This is a genomic window from Flavobacterium sp., from assembly GCF_046073885.1.
Taxonomy (GTDB): domain Bacteria; phylum Bacteroidota; class Bacteroidia; order Flavobacteriales; family Flavobacteriaceae; genus Flavobacterium.
In genome coordinates, this window is record NZ_JBJTND010000002.1 from 1 (window position 1) to 25,370 (window position 25,370).

The window sequence follows — 25,370 nt, forward strand, 5'->3', positions numbered from 1 at the left end:
GTGCAAAACTAATCTTTTATTGCAAATTATGGAATTCCAAGCGCAATTATTCTCGAATCGATACAATTCGTGAAATTCTGTAACCGCTACTGTATTGAGAGTGAAGTTGTTTTAATAATATTTGTTTTATTCCGTAAAAAAAGGAAATAAATAGTTGTAAATTATAGAATGATAAATTACATTTGCAACCGCTTAAAGCGAAAAGTTCTTATACATTATATTGAATTTGGAGAGTTGCCTGAGTGGCCGAAAGGACATGTTTGCTAAACATGCGTATGGGGAACTGTACCAAGGGTTCGAATCCCTTACTCTCCGCTTTTTAATTTTCGGGGTGTAGCGTAGCCCGGTTATCGCGCCTGCTTTGGGAGCAGGAGGCCGCAGGTTCGAATCCTGCCACCCCGACTTTTTATTAGTTTTTTATTAAAAACTAATTTGGTTCCATAGCTCAGCTGGATAGAGCAACTGCCTTCTAAGCAGTAGGTCGAAGGTTCGAATCCTTCTGGGATCACGAATGAATCAAATCCTGAAAAATAAAAATGAAGTTTACTTTGATTTTATTTTTTGGGATTTTGATTTTTAAAGCGGAGCTTTGAAGGTTATAAAACAATCCTTCTGGGGTCACGAATAAATTTAAAAAACAAAAAAAACGCTAAGCTTGCTTGAGCGTTTTTTTTGTTTTAAGTATTTTCAAATGAGAGTTTAGGAAGTTGATAAAAATACATTTAAGGATAACTATATATTAATTTCAAATGAAAAAAAACTTGTTTTTTAGATTTTATTTGATGACCTTTTTTTTGATTAATAATAATTGATAATTTGTTTTTATAATTAGTCAAATTTAAATAAATTAACCTTTTATTTGTCAATAATTACAAACACTTAAATTATGGATATAATTAATTATTTTAAAGAATACCATGGACTGATCATAGAAAATTATGATTTGTCAGTTGCATTTAAAAAAGAAGTGTATTTAAAGGGAGATATTTTATTACTACCAAATAATAGGTCTAAAAAAATAATATTTGTTGAAAGCGGATTACTTAGATTGTATTATCAAAATGACGATAAAGATATTACCTTTCTTTTTATGGATGAAAATTCTTTTAGTATGCCTATCGAAAGTATTTTTTATGACCAAGATTCAAAATACGGATTGCAAGTTCTTGAAGATTGTAAAATAAGAACAATTTTATTTGAAGATTTAGAAAGATTAATGATCAAATTTCCAGATTTAGAGAAGATATCTAGAAAGATTCTAATTCATGCTTTAAAAATCACCTCCGACAAACTTTATGCTATACAATTTCAAACCGCTTCTCAGCGATACAATTATATGATTGAAAGTTATCCGAATATATTATTAAGAGCCCCATTAGGACAAATTGCTTCTTATTTAGGTATAACTCAACAAACACTAAGTGTTATACGAAGTAGTATTTAGAGTTTTTTTTAATATAGATTAAAAAATAAATAAATAATTCCATCTTTTTTTGCATATTAATTTTTTACATGAATTCCTTGTAAAGAAACTTCTCTTATGCAAAAAATAAACAAAATCAAATTAGTATTAATTTTTATATTGCTTGCAATTAAAATATTCGCACAAGAAAGCCCCGTGTCTTCTGGCGGAAATATTATAAATTCTGAGGGTAGTGTAAGTTTCACGATTGGACAAATTTTTTACTCTTCAAATTCTTTTTCCAATATTACTGTTGAACAAGGGATTCAACATGCTTATAGTATTGTACCTTTAGTTAATGAAGATTTTTTTTCATCTACTTTAAATATACAAGTCTTTCCAATCCCTACTATAGATAAAATTAAATTGAATATTAAAGATATTGATTTAACCGATTTGAATTATTCACTTTTTAATATCAATGGACAACTTATTTCAAAATCATCAATTACCCTAACCGAAAGTACGATTGATATGCAAAATTTACCCTCTGGTATATATTTATTGAAGATTTCCCGAAGTAATTTTGAAATAAAAAATTTTAATATAATCAAAAAATAGAATTTATGAAGAAACTTTTTTCTCTGATAGCGTTTGTTTTAATTACAGTTGACTTATGTGCACAAGCACCTCATTCTTTTAGTTATCAATCTGTAATTAGAAATAATAGTGGGCTATTGATAGCTAACTCAACAGTAAATGTTCAAATTGCTATTTTACAAGGATCTCCAAACGGATCTTCAGTTTATATTGAAACCCAATCAGCAACAACTAATGCTAATGGATTATTAAGTTTGGCAATTGGATCCGTTAATCCAATAAATTTTTCTTCAATCGATTGGTCTCAAGGTCCATATTTTATTAAAATTGCTACAGATCCTAATGGAGGAAGTAATTTTTCAATTATTGGAATTAGTGAATTATTAAGTGTGCCTTACGCTCTTTATGCCGCAAATAGTCCACAAGGACCTCAAGGTATTCCTGGTCCGCAAGGACCTGCTGGATTAGATGGAGCTCAGGGACCACAAGGTCCTGCTGGACTAGATGGAGCTCAGGGACCACAAGGCATTCCTGGACCACAAGGTCCTGCTGGACTAGATGGAGCTCAGGGACCACAAGGTATTTCTGGAGTTCAAGGTCCTGCTGGTTTAGATGGAGCTCAGGGACCACAAGGTATTCCTGGACCTCAAGGTCCTGCTGGAAGTAATGCGACTGTTTCAATTGCACCTATTAACACTACTGCAAATTCAAATGGTGCAACTATTAATTCAGGAGTTCTGAGTTTATCACCAGCCGATTCATTAAATGGCGGTATTGTTACTACTACAAATCAATCATTTTCTGGAATAAAGACTTTTACAAATGCTCCAGTATTAGCAACGGCTAATCCTACACAGGCATTATTTACTAATAGCACTAATGCGATTGTTTCAAATACGATTACAGGTTCTGGGAACGTGGTTATGAGTAATTCTCCTGTATTATCAGGAACCATTTCAGCAGAGAATCAAACATTGAGCGGAAAATTAGGAATAGGAACTCAAAGTCCTATTCAATCTGCTGCTTTAGAAATAAACTCTACTACTCAATTATTTTACCCTCCTAGAATGACAACTGTTCAAAGGGATGCGATTTTAAATCCATCAGTAGGAGGAATGTTTTATAACACAACAATTGATAAATTACAGTATTACACCCCACCTATAGCAGCTCCTACTGATGGCACTGGAGGAACAGGAGGAAGTGCATTATATGACGGTCCGGCGCAAGGTCAGACTATACAAACATTATCAACCGGTAAACTTAATTCAATTAAAGCAACAGTTGCAATTCGATTTAGCACCGATAACATTCAAGTAAAAGTATATGATGCTCCAAACGGGAACTTGTTAGCTACTTCTGACGCTAGTATAATGGCACCATTTGCAGGTGAATTTAATTTCAATACATTTACTTGGACTTTTGCAAATTCAAACCTAATATTAAATTCAGCAAATACCTATTACTTTGAGTTTACAGCTGTTGGAGGTCAACGTTTCTTTATCAAAACAAATGGTAATTCCTATTCTAGAGGAACATTATATACTGGTGCTGTTGGGTCGGTAGTTCAAAGAAGTGGTTATGATATTGATTTTTTAATTTCATATGGTAATGCTTCGGGTGGATGGATAACATTAGCTACAATGAACTAAAACTTGAAAAAGATTCTATAGATTATATAAGCCACTAAAATTTAGTGGCTTTTTTTTATTTCTACTTTCCAATCCGTACCTTTGGATTTCTATTATTGAAAAATCATGCGGTTTAATTATATTTTTCTTTTTAGTTTCCTGGTTTTGACTGTGGTGGGTTGTAAAACCGCCGAAATGGCCAATTACAAATCAAACAGGGTGTTGAAAAACAACTACATTAACGGGAACTCAATTGCCATGTACGAAGGCATTAGTGATACTACTTTTGTGAAACTAACCGATTTTGGCTCTGATTTTGTTTTAGATATGAAATATGCCACCAATGATAATTTCATGAAACAAAAAGTATACGATTGTGCCGATTGTTATTTGAGATTGAAAACCATAAAATATTTGAAAGAAGCCAATGCTGAATTCATGCAAAAAGGTTACCGCATCAAACTCTTTGATTGTTATCGTCCCTTGGATATTCAAAAGAAAATGTGGCAATTGGTTCAAAATGCCGATTATGTTGCCGATCCCAACAAAGGTTCGGTTCACAATAGGGGTGGCGCCTTAGATCTTACCCTAGTAGATGAAAACGGAAGAGAAGTAGATATGGGAACACCATTTGACTTTTTTGGACCAGAGGCAAGTCATAATTACCAAGGTTTGCCAAGAAGAATTCTTAAAAACAGAGCTTACCTAAAAGAAGTGATGCTCAAACACAACTTTAAATCGTTCTCCTCTGAGTGGTGGCATTATAATTTATCGGAAAGTACTAAGGATAAATTATCCAATTTTAAATGGAGCTGCAATTAAGGTTTCTTTTTTTTGTGGGCTTTTAGAAAGTTCCAAATCTTTGGATCCATTCGACCATAGAAGTTATCAGTGCTGATTTCTATTATGATAATGCTTTTGTTTTCATTGCCCTCTGTGATTTTTTCATAAATCTCTTTGGCGCTCAATTCGCTGGAAACGATCCAATTATCTGAAAAATATTTTACCCATTCTCCCAACAATTTTATTTTATTTTCAAATAGTTGGCTGTCGAAGGAACGATACTGAATTAAATATACCTTTTTCATTTTATACGAGTTTTATTTGATATTGGGATTTGAATTCGGCTAATCTTGATTTCCATATTCCAGACCATTCAATTTCAACTTTAAAAGTTACCAAACTGTGATTTTGAGAATACAATCCAAAAGTTGCAAACCAGGTGCCGTTATTTTTATCGATGTGATTGGTGATGCCTCCAATCATAATTTTAGACGGACTCGTTACGGTACTTGAATCGGGTTTGGATATTTTTTCAGGTACAGAAATAAATACAATATCAATCAATCGTTTTACACCTGCAGGCAAGACCATGGTGGTTGATTCGGAGCCATTCCAAGGCAATGATTTTCCGTAACATTCTATTTCCTGAATAATAGTGGAGTCTTTGGCCTTAAATTCTAGTTTTTCAATTAGCAGTTCGGTGTTAATTGACGAAATATTGCCAATGTTTTGTATTTCAATTCTTGAAATGTATTTGTTGGCTACCAAAGCCCTGTTGGTGATCTCAGTTTCGTTATCATCAAATCCTTCAATGGTAATTTGACTCGGCTCACTTAGTATCAGTCGGGGTCTTTTCCAATATTCTCTTAAATCATCTTTAAATAAAGCAACTAACACTGCACAAAAGGTTATGAATGCAGAAATTATGGAAACGATGAACCGGTAGTATTCGGATTTGTTTAAAATATCAGTTTCGGGGTAATTGGGTTTGATGATTTCAAGCGGGAAATAATTTCCAATGCCATAAACCAAAATAATAATACAGGTTAAAATCAAAAACTTAAAGTACTTTTTTTGCATTTGTTACTATTTACTGAGTTAGCAATTACAATCAACAGTAAACTAGAAGACTAAACAATAGTAGTGGGGTATACTAAATATAATGATTTATTTTTTAATAGACAAGATTTTGATTAATTTTGTTTTGATTAAATACCTAACTTTTATGAATATTAAAAATATCGCCTTCTTACTTTTTGCTACTACTGTAATCGCTCAATCATTGCCAAAAGCTGAAAATGGAGTAATAGAACGATTAGAAAATTTCCAATCTAAATATGTTACCGCAAGAAATATTGATATTTGGTTACCTGAAAATTATTCTGTAGCTAGAAAATATTCAGTTTTATACATGCACGATGGGCAAATGCTTTATGATCCGGAAACAACTTGGAATAAACAAGCATGGAATGTAGATGATGTATTAGGAAAACTAATGCAAGGTTCTGAAATTCAGAATGTAATTGTTGTTGGTATTTTTAATGGTGGTATCACGCGCCATATCGATTATTTTCCGCAAAAACCTTTCGAAAGTTTAACAAAAAAACAACAAGATTCTATTTACAACGCCAACAGAACTGATGGTCAAAGTGTTTTTAATAATGGAAAAGTAAACTCAGATAATTATTTGAAATTTATTGTAACCGAAGTAAAACCTTTTATTGATAAAAAATATTCTGTTTACACAGATAAAGCACACACCTTTGTGGCAGGAAGCAGTATGGGTGGATTGATTTCGATGTATGCTATTTGTGAATATCCTCAAGTTTTTGGAGGAGCAGCATGTATGTCAACTCATTGGCCAGGAATTTTTGGAATTAAAGGCAATCCAATTCCGAAGGCTTTTTTCAATTATTTGAAGTTACATTTACCTAATCCAGCTGACCATAAAATATACTTTGATTATGGAACTGCTACTTTAGATGAAATGTATGAAACACTTCAACCTCAAGTAGATGCTATTATGAAATCTAAGGGATATACTAGTAAAAGTTGGATCACCAAGAAATATATTGGTAATGATCATAGTGAAAAATCTTGGAGCAAACGTTTTACAGTTCCAATGGAATTTTTGCTAGGCAAAAAGAACTAAACCAACTTGTAGTAACGAGCGCCAAGTAACACCGGATTTTCTTTTTCAATATAATCCAAAACAAATTCGTTTTTAGGAGCAACTACCGATTGTTTTTGTTCTTTTTTGTGTAAAGCAATGTAGGTGCCAAAATCTATTTCGGTGCTGTTATTTAATTTTTCAAATAAACCAATTTTTTCTACAACTGACTTCCATTCTGGCTGAATTTCAGCTTCAAATACTTTTGATTTTGATCCACTTCCGTAGGCAATGAATCCCATTTTCTTTTCAGAAATTTCCGATTCATTTTGCAAATGATATTCTAAAGTAGAAATTAAACCTAAGAAAATAGAACCAGTGTACATATTTCCAATTTGACCTGAAGCAATTTCAGATGGAAAAATAGCTTTGTTTACAAAATCAAGATAGGCTTCACTTTTGGCTATTACTTTATTTTCATCCGTAAGTTGGTTTTCTTTTGCATAAATCTCTACAAAAGTTCTACGTGCCTGAAAACAGTAGGGAAGGTGCATTAATACATTTTCCCAATTTTGATACATAGCCCCATTTTGATTTGTTAATTCCTTGTAGTGAAAATACGCCTCACTAGTTCGATTGATATAGCATTCGTTGGAGTATTGTCCGTCAAAAACTGGTTGTTCTTTGTAGAAAGAAACTTCGTTTTCAAGAATACCAAACCACTCTGGATTGTCGGAAGTATTTAAAATTTCATTTTTTGAGAAACTGCGTCTTGGTTTGAAAAAATCAAAAACGCCATCGGCAGAGATTCCTACTTCATTTGAAAAAGCCAACAATCGAGGATTGGCAGTGATTAACATGGCAATTGCTCCCGCTCCTTGCGTGTATTCACCGGTAGAATTTAAATCATATTTTGCATTATCAGTTGCTACAACAATTGCTTTTTTTGTGGGGTTTAACCTTATGAAATCAAGGGTAGTTTGTAGGGCATCTACAGCTCCAATGCAAGCAAAAGTCATATCTAAGGTATCACATTTTCTAAATGTCCCTATTCCATAATGTTGCTCTAAAATTGAGGTAATGTATGACGCAATTGGTTTTGAAGAATCTACTGCACTTTCTGTTCCTACATAAATGCGAGCAATTTCTGCTGGATTAATTTCTTCTTGTTTCAGTAATTTGAAAACCGCATTTGCTGCAAAAGTGACTACATCATTATGTACATCGGGGAAACTCATTTTTTGCAAACCCAAACCTTTAATTAGTTTATCAGGTTCAATATTTCTATTCAATGCCAAGGTTTGTATTGGCAAATATATTTTAGGGATGTCAATTGAAATGTTATCAATTCCTACTTTCATGGTCTCTTAATTTTGGGCAAATTTATTAATTGATAACGCAAAAAAGCCTCAACAAATTATAATTTTATTAAATTGAAATACGAATTATGAATGTGATAATATTAGCCCATTTTTATGTCTATTTTTTTTGTTTTTCTTATTTTTTCAATCAGATACTAAAAGATATTAATGCTACTTGGAGATAAAAATCAGTCTGTTTTAGTTTCCTTTTTATAATCTAAAAAAATAGTACATTTGTGTAGTTAAAATAAATCAATACAATTGTGATTGCTACCAATAAATTAAAGATTTTCAATGACCCAATTTATGGGTTTATTAACATACCAAATTCCCTAATTTACGATTTAATTCAGCATCCTTATTTTCAACGTTTGAGAAGGATTTCACAAATGGGATTGTCTTATTTGGTTTATCCTGGTGCACATCACACCCGTTTTCATCATGCTTTGGGCTGCATGCACATCATGCAAAAAGCAGTTCAAACGCTTCGTTTTAAAGGAGTTTCTATTTCCAATGATGAGGAAAATGCCTTATATATCGCTATATTGTTACACGACATTGGCCATGGTCCCTTTAGTCACGCTATGGAACACAGTATTGTAGAAGAGGTGCATCATGAGGAAATTTCGCTAAAATTTATGAATGCCCTAAATGTTGAATTTGAAGGTAAATTGGATTTGGCAATTCAAATTTTTAAGGGAGAATACCACCGAAAATTCATGCTTCAATTGATTTCAAGTCAGTTGGATATGGATCGCATGGATTATTTAAAACGTGATAGTTTTTACAGTGGAGTTGCGGAAGGAAATATCAACAGCGATCGTTTGATTCAAATGATGAATGTACAAGACGAGGTGCTTGTTATTGAAGATAAAGGAATTTATTCGGTAGAGAAATTTTTGGTTGCCAGACGATTAATGTATTGGCAAGCCTACCTTCATAAGACTTCTGTTGTAGCCGAAATTACATTGACTAAAATATTAAAAAGAGCCAAAGAACTTACCCAAAAAGGCGAACAATTGGAGTGTAGTAAACCACTATCTTTTTTTCTAAATAATAAAATAACTAGCGCTCAATTTGATTTAGAGGAACTAATTACCTTTTCTCAATTGGATGATTATGATGTACTCGGAGCAATAAAAGCATTGCAATTTCATGATGATTTTATTTTGAGTTCCTTAAGCAAGATGATAATCAACAGGGATTTATTAAAAATCATTGTATTGGACGAAAAAGTAGATACAGAAAAACTAGACCAATACAAGAGTAAATTGTTGAATTTGTATTCAATTTCCGAAAAGGAGGCTAATTATTTTGTTTTCAAAGGAAAATTAAAAAACCAAGCTTACAATAAAGAAAGTGAGCCTATACGAATTTTGAAAAAAGATGGAAGTATAGAAAACTTAGTTGATTCTTCCGATCAACTGCAAGTAAAAGCACTTTCAAAATCGGTTACTAAATATTACATCTGTTTTCCAAAAGTGCTATTAGATATCTAGTGTTTAAATATAATTTCTTATTTTTGCAACTATTCATGTTCTATCTATTAAGACGGAATATAATTTTGATTCAATGAAATTCACAGCAGAACAAATTGCAGGCATATTAAATGGCGATGTAGTAGGCAACCCCAATGCTGAAGTAAATAAATTGGCTAAAATAGAGGAGGGGATTCCAGGTTCACTGACCTTTTTATCCAATCCAAAATATCAAAATTATATTTATTCCACTCAAGCAACAATTACAATTGTAAATAAAAACTTTGAGCCAGAGCATCCCATTACTACAACCTTAATAAAAGTGGATGATCCGTACCAATCGTTCTCCAAACTTTTAGAATACTACAATCAAGTTAAATTAATGAAATCGGGAATTGAGCAGCCTTCGGTTATTTCAGAAGGGGTTACTTATGGTGAAGATTTATATTTAGGTAGCTTTTGTTATGTAGGAAAGAATGTGAAAATTGGAAAGAATGTAAAAATATATCCAAATACTTTTATTGGCGATAATGTAATCATTGGTGACAACTGTGTGTTTTTTGCAGGTGTTCGCGTGTATTCTGAAACCGAAATCGGAAATAATTGTGTAATTCATTCGGGCGTAATTGTAGGTTCGGATGGATTTGGTTTTGCTCCACATGACGATGGAACTTACAGTAAAATACCTCAAATAGGAAATGTTATTCTGGAAGATGATGTAGAGATTGGTGCTTGCACAACAGTTGATAGAGCCACTATGGGTTCGACAATTATTAGAAAAGGAGTGAAACTTGATAATCAAATTCAGATTGCGCATAATGTAGAAATTGGTGAAAACACCGTTATTGCAGCACAAACCGGAATTGCAGGATCTACCAAAATAGGAAAAAACTGCATGATTGGAGGGCAAGTAGGAGTTGCTGGACACATTACCATTGGAGATAATGTGCGTATTCAAGCACAATCGGGAATAGGAAAATCATTAAAAGATGGTGAAGTAGTGCAAGGATCTCCTGCATTTACTTATGGTGATTTTAGCAAATCGTATGTTCATTTCAGAAATTTACCAAAAATTGTTACTGAAATTGAAGAGTTAAAAAAGAAATTAGAATAAAATTATATACAAATTAGATTTATATTATGGTAAAGCAAAAAACCATTAAAAGTGAAATTTCACTTACTGGCGTTGGATTACACACTGGAAAAGAAGTAAAAATGACTTTTAAGCCGGCACCAATAGATAATGGATTCACTTTTGTGAGAGTTGATTTGGAAGGAAGCCCTGTTATTGAAGCCGATGCTAACTATGTTGTAAATACTCAACGTGGTACCAATTTAGAGAAACTTGGAGTAAAAATTCAAACTTCAGAGCATGTATTAGCTGCTTTTGTTGGATTGGATGTAGATAATGTTATTATAGAATTGAATGAATCAGAACCACCAATTATGGATGGTTCCTCTAAATATTTTGTTGAAGCAATTGAGAAAGTTGGGGTAGTTGAGCAAGATGCAGAACGTAAATATTATGTAGTTAAAGAAGTAATTTCATTTGTAGATGAAACTACCGGAAGTGAAATAATAGTTATGCCTTCTGATGAGTATCAAATTACAACAATGGTAGATTTTGGCACTAAAGTATTGGGAACTCAAAATGCTACGTTGAAGAATATAGCTGATTTTAAATCGGAAATTTCTGATGCGCGAACTTTTAGTTTTTTACATGAATTAGAAAATCTACTAAATGATGGTTTAATTAAAGGTGGAGATTTAAATAATGCTATTGTTTATGTAGATAAAGAAATATCTGCTCAAACAATGGAAAGTCTTAAAAAAGCATTTGGTAAAGATCACATTTCTGTAAAAGAAAACGGAATTTTAGATAATCTTACATTGCATTATCCTAATGAAGCGGCACGTCATAAATTACTTGATGTAATTGGTGATTTGGCTTTAATTGGAATGCGCATTAAAGGTAAAGTTATTGCAAACAAACCAGGTCATTTCGTAAACACACAGTTTGCAAAGAAAATGGCAAAAATGATTAAGATTGAGCAAAAAAATCAAGTTCCTGCATACGATTTAAACTTACCACCATTAATGGATATTCATCAAATTATGAATATTCTTCCACACCGACCACCTTTCTTATTAATTGATCGAATTATTGAAATGTCGGCAACCCATGTGGTAGGTATGAAAAATGTAACGATGAATGAAAATTTCTTTGTCGGACATTTTCCAGATGCTCCTGTAATGCCTGGAGTATTAATTGTAGAAGCCATGGCACAATCGGGTGGAATATTAGTATTAAGCACGGTTCCAGATCCTGAAAACTATTTGACTTACTTTATGAAAATAGACAATGTGAAGTTCAAGCATAAAGTACTTCCTGGAGATACACTATTATTTAAATGTGACTTAATTACCCCAATTCGAAGAGGAATTTGTCACATGCAAGCTAATGCTTATGCAAATGGCAAGTTAGTTGCTGAGGCAGAATTAATGGCTCAAATTGCTAAAAAACAATAATATTTAATGGTATTTTTTAACTAATTTCCATAATTAACAAATACCTATTACATTTACAAAAAATTATAAAATATGAATCAACCATTAGCTTATGTTCATCCGGGCGCAAAAATCGCTAAGAATGTTGTAATTGAACCTTTTACAACCATTCACAATAATGTAGAAATTGGCGATGGCACTTGGATCGGATCTAATGTAACCATAATGGAAGGTGCCCGAATTGGTAAAAATTGTAATATTTTTCCAGGGGCTGTAATTTCTGCAATTCCCCAAGATTTAAAATTTGGAGGTGAAGATTCTCTTGCAATTATTGGTGATAATACTACCGTTAGAGAGTGTGTTACTATAAATAGAGGAACTATTGCTTCAGGTCAAACCAAAATTGGAAACAATTGTTTGATTATGGCAACTGCACATATCGCTCACGATTGCCATATTGGCGACAATGCCATAATTGTAAATGGTGTAGCTTTAGCCGGACATGTAATTGTTGGAAATTATGCAATAATTGGTGGATTGGCTGCATTGCATCAATTCATACATGTTGGCGATCACGCTATGATTTCAGGTGGATCTTTGGTTCGAAAAGATGTTCCACCTTATACCAAAGCCGCAAAAGAGCCTCTTTCTTATGTTGGAATTAACTCGGTTGGATTGAGAAGAAGAGGTTTTACTTCCGAAAAAATTAGAGAAATTCAAGACATCTACCGAATCCTTTATCAAAAAAATTACAATACTTCTCAAGCTGTTGGAATTATTGAAGCCGAAATGGCTGCTTCTCCAGAGCGTGATGAAATATTAGATTTCATTAGAAACTCATCTCGTGGAATCATGAAAGGATATTCAGGAGGATATTAATTTTCATTTATCATATAAAAAACAAATAAACATTAAACTATAACAATAAATAAATATTAAAAATGGCATCTACTTCAGATATTAGAAACGGATTATGCATTAAATACAATCACGATATTTATAAAATTATCGAATTTTTACATGTTAAACCTGGAAAAGGTCCAGCGTTTGTAAGAACTAAATTAAAAAGTTTAACTAATGGAAAAGTATTAGAAAACACTTTTTCTGCAGGTCATAAAATTGATGATATCCGTGTAGAAACACAAACATTTCAGTTTTTATACAACGAAGGGGATCAATATCACTTCATGAATACGGAGTCTTACGAGCAAATTACTCTTGAAAAAAAGATATTAGATGCACCAGAATTATTAAAAGAAGGGACTTTAGTAATGGTTCAAATTAATACCGAAACGGACATGCCGCTTTCTGTTGATATGCCAGCTTCAATTGTATTAGAAGTAACTTATGCAGAACCTGGAGTAAAAGGAAATACAGCTACAAACGCTACTAAACCTGCAAAAGTTGAAACTGGAGCTTCAGTAAATGTACCTTTATTCATTAACGAAGGAGATAAAATTAAAATTGATACTGCTACAGGTTCTTACATGGAACGTGTTAAAGAATAAATTTCTTTTGAATGAAATTTACTAAACCACATACACTTCAAGATATTGCTGAAATAATTGGATGTTCTTTTGTTGGAGCATCCGATTTTCCAGTTTATGGCATGAATGAAATTCATGTAGTAACAGAAGGTGATATCGTATTTGTAGATCATCCTAAATATTATGAAAAGGCACTTCAATCTGCTGCAACAATAGTATTGATTAACAAAGAAGTTGATTGTCCGGAAGGTAAAGCACTATTGATTTCTGATGATCCATTTAGGGATTTCAATAAACTTACCAATCATTTTAAACCGTTTACTGCTGCCAATGTTTCCATTTCTGAATCGGCAACAATAGGGGAGGGTACCATTATTCAACCCAATTGTTTTATTGGACATAATGTTACAATTGGTAAAAATTGTATTCTGCATGCCAATGTTACAGTTTATGATAATTGCATGATTGGTGATAATGTAATTATTCAAGCAGGTACAATTTTAGGTGCGGATGCCTTTTATTATAAAAAGAGAGAAACAGGTTTTGATCAATTACTTTCTGGTGGAAGAGTTGTAATAGAAAATAATGTTGGTATTGGTGCGCTGTGCACTATTGATAAGGGAGTGACTGGAGATACAACCATAGGTGAAGGAACAAAAATAGACAATCAGGTTCATGTTGGTCATGATACTGTAATTGGTAAAAAATGTTTAATTGCAGCACAAACAGGTATTGCAGGTTGTGTTGTAATAGAAGACGAAGTGACTTTGTGGGGACAAGTAGGAACTACCAGCGGAATTACAATAGGTAGGAAAGCAGTTGTTTTAGGTCAAACCGGAGTAACAAAATCGGTTGAAGGAGGCAAAACTTATTTTGGTACTCCAATTGAAGAGTCCAGAGAAAAATTAAAACAGTTAGCCAATATTAAACGCATTCCTGAACTTCTAAAAAAATCATAAGTTATGACACCAAAAGAATTGGTTTTAGATTTTTATAAAAATGATTTAATATTAAATCAGTCGGAGGTAAAAGAATTTTTACATCCTGAATTGATTATCGAATGGAATAGCAGCAAGGGATTTGTTCAAATGGATTTTGATGATGTCTTACGATTGACTTCAGATTTAAGCAAAGCCTATGTGCGCTCTAAAATGAGAATTACTCACGTTATTGCAGAAGGACAAATGGTTTCTGTTCGATATTCCCATTTTGTAAAAACATTTGAAAATCCTAGAGAGGAAATGCTATTAGCGCATTTTTTTGTTATTTGGGAAATCAAAGACAATAAATTGTTTAGAGGTTATCAAATGAGTCAATTCAATTAATCAACATATATAGAAATTTAGCAAGATTTATAAAAAAACTAATTACTAATTACTAAATACTAATTACTATTTTATACTTTTGCATCACAAAAAATAAACACAATATAATAAATATATCATGAGCGTTTTAGTTAACAAAGATTCAAAAATAATTGTACAAGGTTTTACTGGAAGTGAAGGAACTTTTCACGCACAGCAAATGATTGAATACGGAACCAATGTAGTTGGTGGAGTTACTCCAGGAAAAGGTGGTTCTACACATTTAGACCGTCCTGTATTTAATACAGTAAAAGATGCAGTTGATAAAGCAGGTGCAGACACTACTATTATTTTTGTTCCGCCAGCATTTGCTGCTGATGCAATTATGGAAGCTGCTGATGCAGGTATCAAAGTAATTATTTGTATTACTGAAGGTATTCCGGTTGCTGATATGATTAAAGCTTATGATTATATTAAAGATAGAAATTGCCGATTAATTGGTCCAAACTGCCCAGGAATTATTACTCCAGGTGAAGCTAAAGTTGGTATTATGCCAGGTTTTGTTTTCAAAAAAGGTACTGTAGGGATTGTTTCAAAATCGGGAACTTTAACATATGAAGCTGCTGATCAAGTCGGAAAACAAGGATTAGGAGTTACTACTGCAATTGGTATTGGTGGAGATCCAATTATTGGAACTACAACAAAACAAGCAGTTGAATTATTAATGAACGATCCAGAAACCAACTGTATTGTTATGATTGGTGAAATTGGTGGTCAACTTGAAGCTGATGCAGCAAAATGGATTAAAGCAGACGGAAATAGAAAACCGGTTGTAGGTTTTATTGCTGGTGAAACTGCTCCTAAAGGTCGTACAATGGGTCATGCAGGTGCTATTGTTGGTGGATCTGACGATACAGCTGAAGCAAAAAAACGTATCATGAGAGAATGCGGAATCCACGTTGTTGATTCTCCTGCAGAAATTGGTAAAAAAGTTAAAGAAGTATTAGGATAAACTAATACCTAGATTATAATTAAAAAAAGCCCTACAATTTGTAAGGCTTTTTTATTTAATATATTAATTTGGAAATGGATTGGACCAACGTGCATCGGTATAAACTGCAGTTCCCGATAAGGTTCTTAAAAATGCTATAACCGAATTAACTTCCGTAGAAGTTAAATGGAGTTGCTGCCCAAATCCATTTGGCATCAATCTCGGATCTAAATTTGAATTTCCAGGTGCAATATTTATAGTACCATAATGTCCTATAGCTGCTTGTAGTGAAGTGATCACGCCAGTATGCATCATAGGACCATTTGTGGCTCCATCTACCTTAACTAAATCTCTTAACGAAGGAGCCCTAGTGTTGGTTATATCTAACGTATTACTTCCAATCGTTCCAATTATCCCATTATTTTTTGTATTTGGATCAATATCGAATTCAGGGGCAGCATGACAACCAGCACAACCTAACCCACCACCAGTTCTATTTCCAGTTGCATCAAAAGTTGGAGGTGTTATAAATAAATTTTTTCCGTTATTTTCCTGTGTTGTAAAATTTGAAAATGCTTGATTATCATTCGTAGCAAGCGCTCTCCCTGTATCGTATTTTGAATCAAAAGACTGAATACTTCTTATAAACTGACCTAAAGCAAGCTGAATTTTACTTTCTGTAATTTCTTCAGTTCCATAAACATATTTAAATAACTCTTTGTAATATCCTACAGCGTTAAGTTTTGTAATTAAATCTGCAAAAGTAAGATCACCATTCGTTCCGCTGTACCCCATTTCAGCATGATTTCTTATAGGTTGGGTAGTTTGGATTTCTAACGAAGCCGCTCTTTCATCCCAGAAAAATTTACTTTCGTTTGAAAATCGGGTATTGATTAAACGCATTGCGTGCCTACCGGTTGTTCCATTAACACCTATACTTGCTACTGCTATATCACTAAAAGCATTTGCTTGTTGATGACAACTTGCACACGAAATCGTATTGTTTGAAGATAATTTTTTGTCATAAAACAACACTCTTCCAAGTGTAGCTCCTTTATTGGTAATCGGATTTACCAAAGAGTTGTCTTTAGTTATATAGGACGGAATGGTTTGATTTTGATAATTTAACAAACTATTTAAATCTATAGTTGATCCAAAAGTTGCTTTTACATTTGGATAATCTTCTATAGAAGCATAATCATTTGATTTACTGCAAGAAATAAAAAGAATCGGGACGAATAATAAAAGTCTTAAATTTTTCATGATTCAACAGTTTTAGTTAATATTTCATATGACTAATTGATAGCTAAATAGTTTAATTTAACAAACTATATTACTATAGACGTTATTTCTTTAATTTTATTGCTGTAAAATATAATTATTTAGTCTGCAATTGTAATATAGCTAGTAAAGTACTTAATTTGTATTTCTTATATTTGCAAATCAATAAACAAATAAATACTCTTATTAAAATGAAATTATTGGAAGGAAAAGTCGCTATCATTACGGGCGCAAGTCGTGGAATTGGAAGTGGAATTGCGAAAGTTTTTGCACAACACGGAGCCAATATAGCTTTCACTTACAGCTCATCAGCAGAATCGGCTATGGTTCTTGAAAATGAATTAAATGCTTTAGGAATTAAAGCAAAAGGATATAAATCAAATGCTGCCAATTTTAATGAAGCACAAGCATTAGTTGATGCGGTTTTAGAAGATTTTGGTACTGTTGACGTATTGATTAACAATGCCGGTATTACAAAAGACAATTTGCTTATGCGAATGAGCGAAGAAGATTTTGATAATGTAATTGAAATCAATTTGAAATCGGTATTCAATATGACTAAAGCGGTACAAAAAATTATGCTTAAAAACCGTAGTGGTTCAATTGTAAATATGAGTAGTGTAGTAGGAGTGAAGGGTAATGCCGGACAAGCTAATTATTCTGCTTCTAAAGCGGGTATGATTGGTTTTACAAAATCGATTGCCTTAGAATTAGGGTCCAGAAACATCCGTTGCAATGCTATTGCTCCTGGATTTATTGAAACCGAAATGACGGCTAAATTAAATGCTGATGTTGTTCAAGGATGGAGAGATTCTATTCCATTGAAACGAGGAGGAACTCCAGAAGATGTTGCAAATGCTTGTTTGTATTTTGCTTCTGATATGAGCGCCTATGTTTCTGGTCAAGTACTAAATGTTTGTGGTGGAATGTTAACTTAATTTTTGCCGTTTTACAAACAGAATTTGAAATAACCAAATAATGAATACTTCCACTGTTTTATTAATTCTCCTTTCTGTTTTAATAGCAAGTGGATTTTCTTATTTCCAATATTTGTATAAAGCCAAAAGTTTGTCGGCATCGACCAAGCTATTGGCTTTTTTACGTTTCATTACCGTATTCGGAATTTTACTATTACTAATAAATCCAGTTATTTCTCGAAGCACATTTGAAACAATTAAAACACCGCTTCCTATAGTTGTAGATAATTCAGCGTCAATTACTGATTTAAAAGCGGATTCCAATTCAAAAGAAGTTTATGAAAAGCTGGTTTCAAATTCTGAATTAAAAGAAAAATTTGATGTGCAATCATATGGTTTTGATACTGAATTTAAATCGTCTGAAATTTTTGATTTTAAAGGGAAACAAACAAAAATTGACCTGGTTGCAACTAATTTAAATAGTATTTATAAAAATAGAACTTTTCCTACAGTTTTAATTACCGATGGAAATCAAACATCTGGAACTGATTATGTATTTAGTTTTAATCAAAATAATAAAGTTTACCCAATTGTAGTAGGGGATACAACCACTTATTTAGATTTAAAAATAAATACCATAAACGTAAATAAATATGCTTTTCACAAGAATAAATTTCCGGCAGAGGTCTTTTTAACGTATGCTGGAAGTAAGTCGGTTTCTGCTAAATTTACTATTTCTCAAGGAAATGAAACATTTATAAGTCAGAGTATTTCCTTTTCTCCAAATAAAAAATCGGAAGTTGTAAATGTATTGCTGCCTACCAATAAAACAGGAGTTCAAATATACAATGCTAAAATCACTTCATCAGAAGCAGAAAAAAACAGTTATAATAATACTAAGAAATTTGCAGTTGAAGTAATTGATCAAAGATCAGAGATAGCGTTAATTTCTTCAATTAATCACCCCGATTTAGGAGCAATAAAACGTGCAATTGAAACTAATGCACAACGTAAAGCAACTATTATTAAACCTAATCAAATCAATTCTTTAGGTAATTATAATGTATTAATTATTTATCAACCTACAGCTGAATTTAAATCGATTTTTGATTCAAATAAAAATTTCAAGATAAATACCTTTATTATCACTGGGAATAAAACCGATTTTAACTTTTTAAACCAATATCAATCGGATTTTGAATTTAAAATGTCTTCTCAAAAAGAAGATTATTTGGCAAGTTTTAATTCAAATTTTAATCTGTTTGCTCTTGATAATATTGGGTTTGATAATTTTCCTCCACTTGAAAATCCTTTTGGAACCATAACAGCCAAACCAAATGTAACCACATTATTGAGTTCAAGTATTCGCAATGTTTCAACAAATGCGCCATTGCTTGCATTTTCAGATATTTCTGGCAAAAGAAATGCTTATTTATTTGGTGAAAATATTTGGAAATGGAGAGCTGAGAGTTATGTGAGTAATAAGTCGTTTGAAGAATTTGATGTTTTCTTGGATAAAACGATACAATTTTTAGCCTCTAACGACTCTAAAAAGTCACTTATTGTTAACCACGAACGATTTTATAATTCGGGTGATGCCATAGAAATTTCAGCCCAATATTTTAATAAAAACTATGAGTTAGATGAAAAGGCGCGATTAACTATAGCGGTCACTAATTCTAAAACCAAACAAGTAAAAAAGTATGATTTATTAAAAGCCAATTCTAACTTCAAGGTAAATTTAGAAGGACTTCTACCAGGTAATTATACTTTTCAAGTAAAAGAATTAAATTCTAATTATAGTTATTCTAGCTCATTTGAAATTATTGATTTTGACATAGAAAAACAATTTGTAAATCCAGATTTAGAAAAGTTGAAACAATTGGCATCCCAAACAAAAGGTACGGCTTATGTGTCAAATCAAGTGGATTTATTGATTAAAAATTTACTTGAAAACCCTAATTACAAGCCTGTTGAAAAAGCAATAGTCCAAAAAAAACCGCTTATTGATTGGTATTGGTTATTAATTCTAATTTGTATTATACTTGCTTGTGAATGGTTTGTAAGAAAATACAATGGTTTATTGTAAATTCAATTAGAACTATTATTTTTATCATTTCCTCAAAATCTTAAAAAATAAAATTAAGATTAACTTAAAATTTTGATAATAACTTCCAATGAAGGCATATAAATACGTTATTATTTATAGGTTTACATAAAATAAATTACCTCCTTAAACATTAATTTTTCTAATAAATTATGAGTAGAAAAATAGTATTATTTCTGATTATATCAAGTATCTCAATTGTGGGTAATGCGCAACAATGGAAATCTTCATTTGAAGAAGCAAAGATCGAAGCCAAAGAAAAAAACAGAAAAATAATATTGGTTTTTTCTGGATCAGACTGGTGTGGACCCTGTATAAAATTAGATAAAGCAGTGTGGCAATCTCCAGATTTTAATAAATATGCAAAGGATAATTATGTTATGTATAGAGCAGATTTTCCAAAAAAGAAATCCAATCAATTACCTGATGCATTGCGTAAACAAAATTTAGCTTTAGCAGAAAAATACAATCAAGATGGTAATTTTCCGTATGTTTTGCTTTTAGATAAAGATGAGAAAGTTCTTGGGGTATTGGGCTATTTGAATTTGGAAGGTTCTGAATATTTAGATAAAATTAAAGAATTAGCTAAATAGTGATGAAACGAATTGTACTATTAGCATTGTTATTTTGCCTTAATGATGTCCATTCACAGATTATTCATAAAAGGGTTGTTAGTTTACTTGGAAGTCCTTTTGAGATAACTTTAGTAGGAAAAGACACCATAGAGATCAATCAAAACATAGATATTGGTATAGCTGAAGTTAAAAGAATTGAAAATTTAATTTCAGACTGGATTCCAACAACTCCAATTTCAGAAATTAATAGAAACGCTGGAATCAAGCCAATTGTAGTTTCTGAAGAGTTATACAACTTAGTAGAACGAGCCATTAAAATTGCTGAAATCACTGATGGTGCGTTTGATATTAGTTATGCCTCAATGGATAAAATTTGGAAATTTGATGGGTCTATGAAGGAAATGCCTTCGGAAGTAGCAATAAAAGAGTCGGTTTCTAAAATTGGTTATAAAAATATTATTTTAGACAAAAAAAACAGTTCTATTTATTTAATATTACCCGGAATGAAATTAGGACTTGGCGGAATAGGTCAGGGGTATATTGCTGACATGGTGACTAAGTTATTAAAATCGAAAGGCGTAGTTTCGGGAATAATAAATGTTTCAGGCGATATTAGTACTTGGGGAAAACAACCAAACGGTAAGCAATGGAAAGTCGGAATTAAAAATCCGATGAATAAAAATAAAATTTTTGCCATGTTTCCTTTAGAAGATTCTGCTGTAGAAACTTCGGGTAGTTATGAAAAATTTGTAGTTTTTAATGGAATTCGTTATTCGCACATAATTGATCCAAGAACTGGTTATCCAGCGAAAGGGTTGGTAAGTGTTTCTGTATTTGCTAAAACTACTGAAATAGCTGATGCTTTAGCAACAGGGATTTTTGTTTTAGGTAAAGAAAAAGGGATGGAGCTTGTAAACAAATTACCTGGTATTAGCTGTATTATGGTTGATGATACAGGAAAAGTATATGCCTCAGATAAAATTGATTTAAAAAAATATAAAAATGAATAAACTTATAATTTTACAGTTAATTGCAATTTGTTTCACATCCTGCGTGAGTGTAAAGGAATATGAAAAGGAATTAATTAATGACCCTGAAATGAAACTTGGAGCCCGAACTTCAGAGAGACATGAAGTTAACTTCCAGGTATATAGAGAAGGTGCTGCAGGAGCTAATGGGGGAAAATCAGGAGGAGGCTGTGGCTGTAATTAATATGAAAAACCATCTTTTGATTTTATTATTATTTATTACTTTGATTTCTTTTTCTCAAGAAAAAGCAAAAGATACTGTGGTAAAATTTAAAAAAGCAGTTTTAGAAAATACAGAAGCCGATATATTAATGAGTTATTATAAGCAAGATGGGACTCATTCTGCAGTTTCTGGAGGAATAGGTTCTGAAAAACTAACTGATTTTGCTACAAATATTGTTGTTGCAGTTCCTATGAATGATGATGATGTTTTAACTATTGATACCGGAATCTCTGCTTACACTTCGGCTTCATCTAGTAACATTAATCCGTTCATGAGTAATAGCACAACCTCAGGCGCATCGGGACATACAACAACAACGAATTCCCCACCAATTGGAACTCCTTGGTTAGCTTCATCTGGGGCTTCAGCTTCAGATAAATTAATTAGTATAAGCGGAAACTATAGCCATAGTAGTGATTCTAGAAACTTTATTTGGAATGCTGATGTTTCTGCATCGAATGAATATGATTATACCTCTTTTGGATTTGGCGGCGGAATAACCAAATTATTTAATAAAAAAAATACCGAGTTGAGTTTAAAAACTAACATCTATTTGGATAAATGGAGACCAATATACCCAACCGAACTCCATGAATATGCAAAATATGGATCAACTTTTCAATATAATGGATATTTATCTGGTGTTACAATTATGAACGAAAATGGTGTTGGTTCCAATTTATACAAACCAATTAAATTTAAAACACTAGATGTTGAGAAAAGGAATTCTTATTCTGTTTCTTTTAGTTTTTCACAAATTATAAATCGAAAATTACAACTTTCTTTGTTTTTTGATTTATTGCGTCAAGAGGGATTGTTATCAACTCCGTATCACAGAATGTATTTTTCTGATATGGCAAATTATTACATAGGTACAAAACAATATATTTCTAGTTATGAATCTTCTAATAATGTGGGAGTTTATAGATTGGCTGATGATATTGAACGATTACCTAGTACAAGATTAAAGTTTCCTGTTGGTATTCGAGTTAATTATTATCTAGATGAAATTTTTAAAATTCGCACTTACTATCGTTATTATACAGATGATTGGGGAATAAATTCTCATACTGCAAATATTGAAATTCCAATTAAAATTAATGATAAATATACCGTTTACCCAATGTATCGTTATTATTCGCAAAATGCATGTAGTTATTTTGCACCATTTGAGCAGCATGTTTCAACAGAAACTTATTATACTTCAGACTATGATTTATCAAAATTTCAAAGTAATCAATATGGAGTTGGGGCAACTTATTTAGATATTTTTACAAATTTCAAATTATTTGGATTTGGACTAAAAAATATAGACTTTCGTTATAATTATTATCAAAGAAGTGATGGGTTGAATGCTAATATTTTTACATTTAATTTCAAATTTGTTTTATAAAATGGCTAAAATATTAATCATTGAAGATGAAATTGGGATTTCAAATTTTTTGACCCAAGGGTTAGAAGAGGAGGGATACACTATAGAAGTTGCTAATGATGGCCTACTTGGTTTAGAATTAGCACTACAACAAAAGAATGATTTAATTTTACTTGATTGGATGCTCCCAAAAATGTCTGGTATTGAAGTATGCCAAAAAATTAGAGAGAAAAACTATCAAATACCAATACTTTTTTTAACAGCAAAAGATACAATCCAGGAAACTATTGAAGGTTTTCAAGCTGGTGCTAACGATTATATCAAGAAGCCATTTAGCTTTGATGAACTATTAGAAAGAATAAAAGTTCATTTTAGAAATATTTCTGCAAATAAAATTGTAACTCTAGGAAACTTAGTAATTGATACTGCTAAACATATTGTAACTTGTGATGATGTTATTGTTGCTTTAACACAAAGAGAATATGAGTTGCTTCTATATTTAGTTAACAATAAGGGGAGGGTTTGTACTAGAACCGAAATTATCGAAAAAGTATGGAACATACATTTTGACTACGATACCGGTGTTATAGATGTTTTTATGAATTCAATTAGGAAAAAACTAAATATCAATAAAGATAATGATATCGTTAAAACTATTAGAGGTGTTGGATACATCGCTAATGATATTTAAATTATGAGTAAATTATCTCTTAAAAACCGAATCGCTTTTTACTATATTATTTCTGCTGCATTATTAATTTTTGTAGTGTTTTTTTCTATTTATAATATTGTATCCGCAACCATAAATAAAAACATAAATGATCAACTTAGAAAAGAAGTTAATGAATACAAACTTAAAGTTGGTTTTCAAAAAAATATATTAAAAATTAACGATCATGAAGAATGGGAAAAAAGAGAACATAATGAGGCTTTTGTAGATCCAGTCTTTTTACAAGTCACTGATTTAAAAGGTAATATTATTGAGAAATCTAGAAACTTATCTACCCGTAAATTATTATTTAAAAAGAATATAAAAAAAGAAGAAATATCTAACTTGATAGTTTTGGATAAAAGCATTCGTCAAATTCAAGTTCCATTATATTTTAATTCAAAAATTCAAGGTTATTTAATGGTAGCCTTATCTACTGCTGAAGAAAATGATGTATTGAATAGTCTTAGTAAAATTTTATATATTTTATTTCCAATTGTATTATTGACCTTATTTTTCATTTCTCAATTTATTGCCGGAAAGAGTATAAAACCAATAAACAATATAATTGCTATATCCGAAACAATTAATAAAAATAATTTGTCCACTCGTTTACCTTTACCTAAAAATAAAGATGAATTATTTGTATTGTCAAATACAATAAACAATTTATTAGATCGAATTGCAAATACTATTGAAAGAGAAAAGCAATTTACTTCCGATGCTTCACATGAATTACGAACCCCACTTGCTGTAATTAAAGGAACATTAGAAGTATTGATTCGAAAACCTAGAAATACTGAGGAATATCAAAGCAAAATAAATTTATGTATTTCCGAGATAGATAGAATGAACAATTTAGTTGATCAATTGCTATTATTAGCACGTCTTGAAAATCAAAAATTATTTCTTAGAATTGAAAAACATAATATAAATGACATAATTAATGAGGTTATCAATCAGTTTTCTAATGAATTACAAAAACAGCAAATAACAATTATTTTTGATTGTAATTCTCCTTATTTCATAAATTCAGACAAATACCTTCTTTCTATTATTTTGCATAATCTAATATCAAATGCCATAAAATATTCCAAAATTAAAAGCTCAATTACTATCTCAATAGAACATATTGATAATAAAACATCAATAAAAATTGAAGATCATGGAATTGGAATAGCAAATGAAGAAATTGAAAAAGTATTTAATGCCTTTTACAGAACCAATTTCACATCAAATCATACAAAAATAGGAGGAATAGGGCTTGGATTATCAATAGCAAAAAGACTTTGTGATGTCTTAAACATCGATCTTAAATTATCAAGTGAAGAAAATCTCGGAACAACAGTTACTTTAATAATATAAATTTAATTATCATGAATGAAGCGCATTATCATATGGTGGTAAACCACTTTCCAATTATTGGGACAATTTTAGGTTTAGGAATAATACTAATTGGTTTTTCTATTAAAAACAAAAGCGTAATCAATTCGGCTTATGGTC

At 31.6% G+C, this 25,370-nt stretch carries 25 protein-coding genes and 3 tRNA genes; 24 read left to right on the top strand and 4 right to left on the bottom strand.

Features of this window, described 5'->3' with window-relative positions:
* The first annotated feature begins 228 nt into the window (after nucleotides 1–228).
* The 7 genes from ACKOWY_RS00060 to ACKOWY_RS00090 all read left to right on the top strand — a co-directional run bounded on the left by ACKOWY_RS00060 (nucleotide 229) and on the right by ACKOWY_RS00090 (nucleotide 4,455).
* A tRNA-Ser gene (locus tag ACKOWY_RS00060) sits at nucleotides 229–315 on the top strand.
* Between the two features lie 12 nt (nucleotides 316–327).
* Nucleotides 328–402: transfer RNA gene (locus ACKOWY_RS00065), tRNA-Pro, on the top strand.
* 32 nt (nucleotides 403–434) lie between these two features.
* Nucleotides 435–508: transfer RNA gene (locus tag ACKOWY_RS00070), tRNA-Arg, on the top strand.
* 378 nt (nucleotides 509–886) lie between these two features.
* Complete coding sequence (locus ACKOWY_RS00075; protein WP_408939404.1) at nucleotides 887–1,444, top strand: Crp/Fnr family transcriptional regulator; 558 nt, start codon at nucleotides 887–889, stop codon at nucleotides 1,442–1,444.
* Between the two features lie 96 nt (nucleotides 1,445–1,540).
* On the top strand, nucleotides 1,541–2,023 hold the full coding sequence (locus ACKOWY_RS00080; RefSeq protein ID WP_408939405.1) for a T9SS type A sorting domain-containing protein: 483 nt from the start codon (nucleotides 1,541–1,543) through the stop codon (nucleotides 2,021–2,023).
* A gap of 5 nt (nucleotides 2,024–2,028) precedes the next feature.
* Nucleotides 2,029–3,654: a hypothetical protein gene (locus ACKOWY_RS00085; protein ID WP_408939406.1), complete on the top strand. Its 1,626-nt coding sequence runs from the start codon at nucleotides 2,029–2,031 to the stop codon at nucleotides 3,652–3,654.
* Nucleotides 3,655–3,759: 105 nt separating this feature from the next.
* Nucleotides 3,760–4,455 carry a M15 family metallopeptidase gene (locus tag ACKOWY_RS00090; RefSeq protein ID WP_408939407.1) on the top strand — a complete coding sequence of 232 codons (696 nt, stop codon included), beginning with the start codon at nucleotides 3,760–3,762 and terminating at the stop codon, nucleotides 4,453–4,455.
* Here the strand turns inward: ACKOWY_RS00090 and ACKOWY_RS00095 are convergent.
* A complete protein-coding gene (locus tag ACKOWY_RS00095) occupies nucleotides 4,452–4,721 on the bottom strand; it encodes a DUF3884 family protein (protein WP_408939408.1) in 270 nt (89 codons plus the stop codon). The two genes, ACKOWY_RS00090 and ACKOWY_RS00095, sit on opposite strands and share 4 nt — an antisense overlap.
* A gap of 1 nt (nucleotide 4,722) precedes the next feature.
* Nucleotides 4,723–5,496: a hypothetical protein gene (locus ACKOWY_RS00100; RefSeq protein ID WP_408939409.1), complete on the bottom strand. Its 774-nt coding sequence runs from the start codon at nucleotides 5,494–5,496 to the stop codon at nucleotides 4,723–4,725.
* Nucleotides 5,497–5,641: 145 nt separating this feature from the next.
* Between ACKOWY_RS00100 and ACKOWY_RS00105 the strand changes: the two genes are divergently transcribed.
* Complete coding sequence (locus tag ACKOWY_RS00105; RefSeq protein WP_408939410.1) at nucleotides 5,642–6,568, top strand: alpha/beta hydrolase; 927 nt, start codon at nucleotides 5,642–5,644, stop codon at nucleotides 6,566–6,568.
* On the opposite strand, the gene ACKOWY_RS00110 is transcribed toward ACKOWY_RS00105, so the two are convergent.
* Nucleotides 6,565–7,887 (bottom strand): hydroxymethylglutaryl-CoA synthase family protein, encoded by a 1,323-nt coding sequence (locus ACKOWY_RS00110; RefSeq protein WP_408939411.1) that lies wholly within the window; start codon nucleotides 7,885–7,887, stop codon nucleotides 6,565–6,567. The two genes, ACKOWY_RS00105 and ACKOWY_RS00110, sit on opposite strands and share 4 nt — an antisense overlap.
* Before the next feature lie 263 nt (nucleotides 7,888–8,150).
* Here ACKOWY_RS00110 and ACKOWY_RS00115 point away from each other — a divergent pair, with 263 nt between their 5' ends.
* From ACKOWY_RS00115 to sucD, 8 genes are all read left to right on the top strand, one after another.
* A complete protein-coding gene (locus tag ACKOWY_RS00115) occupies nucleotides 8,151–9,386 on the top strand; it encodes an HD domain-containing protein (RefSeq protein ID WP_408939412.1) in 1,236 nt (411 codons plus the stop codon).
* A gap of 73 nt (nucleotides 9,387–9,459) precedes the next feature.
* On the top strand, nucleotides 9,460–10,479 hold the full coding sequence (gene lpxD, locus ACKOWY_RS00120) for a UDP-3-O-(3-hydroxymyristoyl)glucosamine N-acyltransferase (RefSeq protein WP_408939413.1): 1,020 nt from the start codon (nucleotides 9,460–9,462) through the stop codon (nucleotides 10,477–10,479).
* Nucleotides 10,480–10,505: 26 nt separating this feature from the next.
* Nucleotides 10,506–11,894: a bifunctional UDP-3-O-[3-hydroxymyristoyl] N-acetylglucosamine deacetylase/3-hydroxyacyl-ACP dehydratase gene (locus ACKOWY_RS00125; RefSeq protein WP_408939414.1), complete on the top strand. Its 1,389-nt coding sequence runs from the start codon at nucleotides 10,506–10,508 to the stop codon at nucleotides 11,892–11,894.
* 72 nt (nucleotides 11,895–11,966) lie between these two features.
* Nucleotides 11,967–12,752 (top strand): acyl-ACP--UDP-N-acetylglucosamine O-acyltransferase, encoded by a 786-nt coding sequence (gene lpxA, locus ACKOWY_RS00130; RefSeq protein ID WP_408939415.1) that lies wholly within the window; start codon nucleotides 11,967–11,969, stop codon nucleotides 12,750–12,752.
* A 62-nt stretch (nucleotides 12,753–12,814) separates the two neighbouring features.
* The gene (gene efp, locus ACKOWY_RS00135; protein WP_408939416.1) at nucleotides 12,815–13,381 is read left to right on the top strand and encodes an elongation factor P; all 567 of its coding nucleotides are present in this window, start codon (nucleotides 12,815–12,817) and stop codon (nucleotides 13,379–13,381) included.
* An 11-nt stretch (nucleotides 13,382–13,392) separates the two neighbouring features.
* Nucleotides 13,393–14,319 carry a UDP-3-O-(3-hydroxymyristoyl)glucosamine N-acyltransferase gene (locus ACKOWY_RS00140; protein WP_408939417.1) on the top strand — a complete coding sequence of 309 codons (927 nt, stop codon included), beginning with the start codon at nucleotides 13,393–13,395 and terminating at the stop codon, nucleotides 14,317–14,319.
* Nucleotides 14,320–14,322: 3 nt separating this feature from the next.
* The gene (locus ACKOWY_RS00145) at nucleotides 14,323–14,685 is read left to right on the top strand and encodes a nuclear transport factor 2 family protein (RefSeq protein WP_408939418.1); all 363 of its coding nucleotides are present in this window, start codon (nucleotides 14,323–14,325) and stop codon (nucleotides 14,683–14,685) included.
* Between the two features lie 118 nt (nucleotides 14,686–14,803).
* The gene (gene sucD, locus ACKOWY_RS00150) at nucleotides 14,804–15,676 is read left to right on the top strand and encodes a succinate--CoA ligase subunit alpha (RefSeq protein ID WP_408939419.1); all 873 of its coding nucleotides are present in this window, start codon (nucleotides 14,804–14,806) and stop codon (nucleotides 15,674–15,676) included.
* A 63-nt stretch (nucleotides 15,677–15,739) separates the two neighbouring features.
* Here sucD and ACKOWY_RS00155 read toward each other — a convergent pair whose 3' ends face one another.
* The gene (locus ACKOWY_RS00155; RefSeq protein ID WP_408939420.1) at nucleotides 15,740–16,918 is read right to left on the bottom strand and encodes a cytochrome-c peroxidase; all 1,179 of its coding nucleotides are present in this window, start codon (nucleotides 16,916–16,918) and stop codon (nucleotides 15,740–15,742) included.
* Nucleotides 16,919–17,127: 209 nt separating this feature from the next.
* Here ACKOWY_RS00155 and fabG point away from each other — a divergent pair, with 209 nt between their 5' ends.
* The 8 genes from fabG to ACKOWY_RS00195 all read left to right on the top strand — a co-directional run bounded on the left by fabG (nucleotide 17,128) and on the right by ACKOWY_RS00195 (nucleotide 25,232).
* Entirely contained in the window at nucleotides 17,128–17,874 is a 747-nt protein-coding gene (gene fabG / locus ACKOWY_RS00160; protein WP_408939421.1) for a 3-oxoacyl-[acyl-carrier-protein] reductase, read from the top strand.
* A 40-nt stretch (nucleotides 17,875–17,914) separates the two neighbouring features.
* Nucleotides 17,915–19,942 (top strand): hypothetical protein, encoded by a 2,028-nt coding sequence (locus ACKOWY_RS00165; RefSeq protein ID WP_408939422.1) that lies wholly within the window; start codon nucleotides 17,915–17,917, stop codon nucleotides 19,940–19,942.
* 170 nt (nucleotides 19,943–20,112) lie between these two features.
* Nucleotides 20,113–20,553 carry a thioredoxin family protein gene (locus ACKOWY_RS00170; protein ID WP_408939423.1) on the top strand — a complete coding sequence of 147 codons (441 nt, stop codon included), beginning with the start codon at nucleotides 20,113–20,115 and terminating at the stop codon, nucleotides 20,551–20,553.
* A 2-nt stretch (nucleotides 20,554–20,555) separates the two neighbouring features.
* Nucleotides 20,556–21,545, top strand: coding sequence for an FAD:protein FMN transferase (locus ACKOWY_RS00175; RefSeq protein ID WP_408939424.1), 990 nt, complete (start codon nucleotides 20,556–20,558; stop codon nucleotides 21,543–21,545).
* Nucleotides 21,538–21,747 (top strand): DUF4266 domain-containing protein, encoded by a 210-nt coding sequence (locus tag ACKOWY_RS00180; protein ID WP_408939425.1) that lies wholly within the window; start codon nucleotides 21,538–21,540, stop codon nucleotides 21,745–21,747. The genes ACKOWY_RS00175 and ACKOWY_RS00180 overlap by 8 nt, the downstream gene beginning before the upstream one ends.
* A gap of 1 nt (nucleotide 21,748) precedes the next feature.
* Nucleotides 21,749–23,179, top strand: a complete 1,431-nt coding sequence (locus ACKOWY_RS00185) for a DUF3570 domain-containing protein (RefSeq protein WP_408939426.1) — start codon at nucleotides 21,749–21,751, stop codon at nucleotides 23,177–23,179.
* Between the two features lies 1 nt (nucleotide 23,180).
* The gene (locus ACKOWY_RS00190; RefSeq protein ID WP_408939427.1) at nucleotides 23,181–23,849 is read left to right on the top strand and encodes a response regulator transcription factor; all 669 of its coding nucleotides are present in this window, start codon (nucleotides 23,181–23,183) and stop codon (nucleotides 23,847–23,849) included.
* Between the two features lie 3 nt (nucleotides 23,850–23,852).
* Nucleotides 23,853–25,232 carry a sensor histidine kinase gene (locus ACKOWY_RS00195; RefSeq protein WP_408939428.1) on the top strand — a complete coding sequence of 460 codons (1,380 nt, stop codon included), beginning with the start codon at nucleotides 23,853–23,855 and terminating at the stop codon, nucleotides 25,230–25,232.
* Nucleotides 25,233–25,370 lie beyond the last annotated feature (138 nt).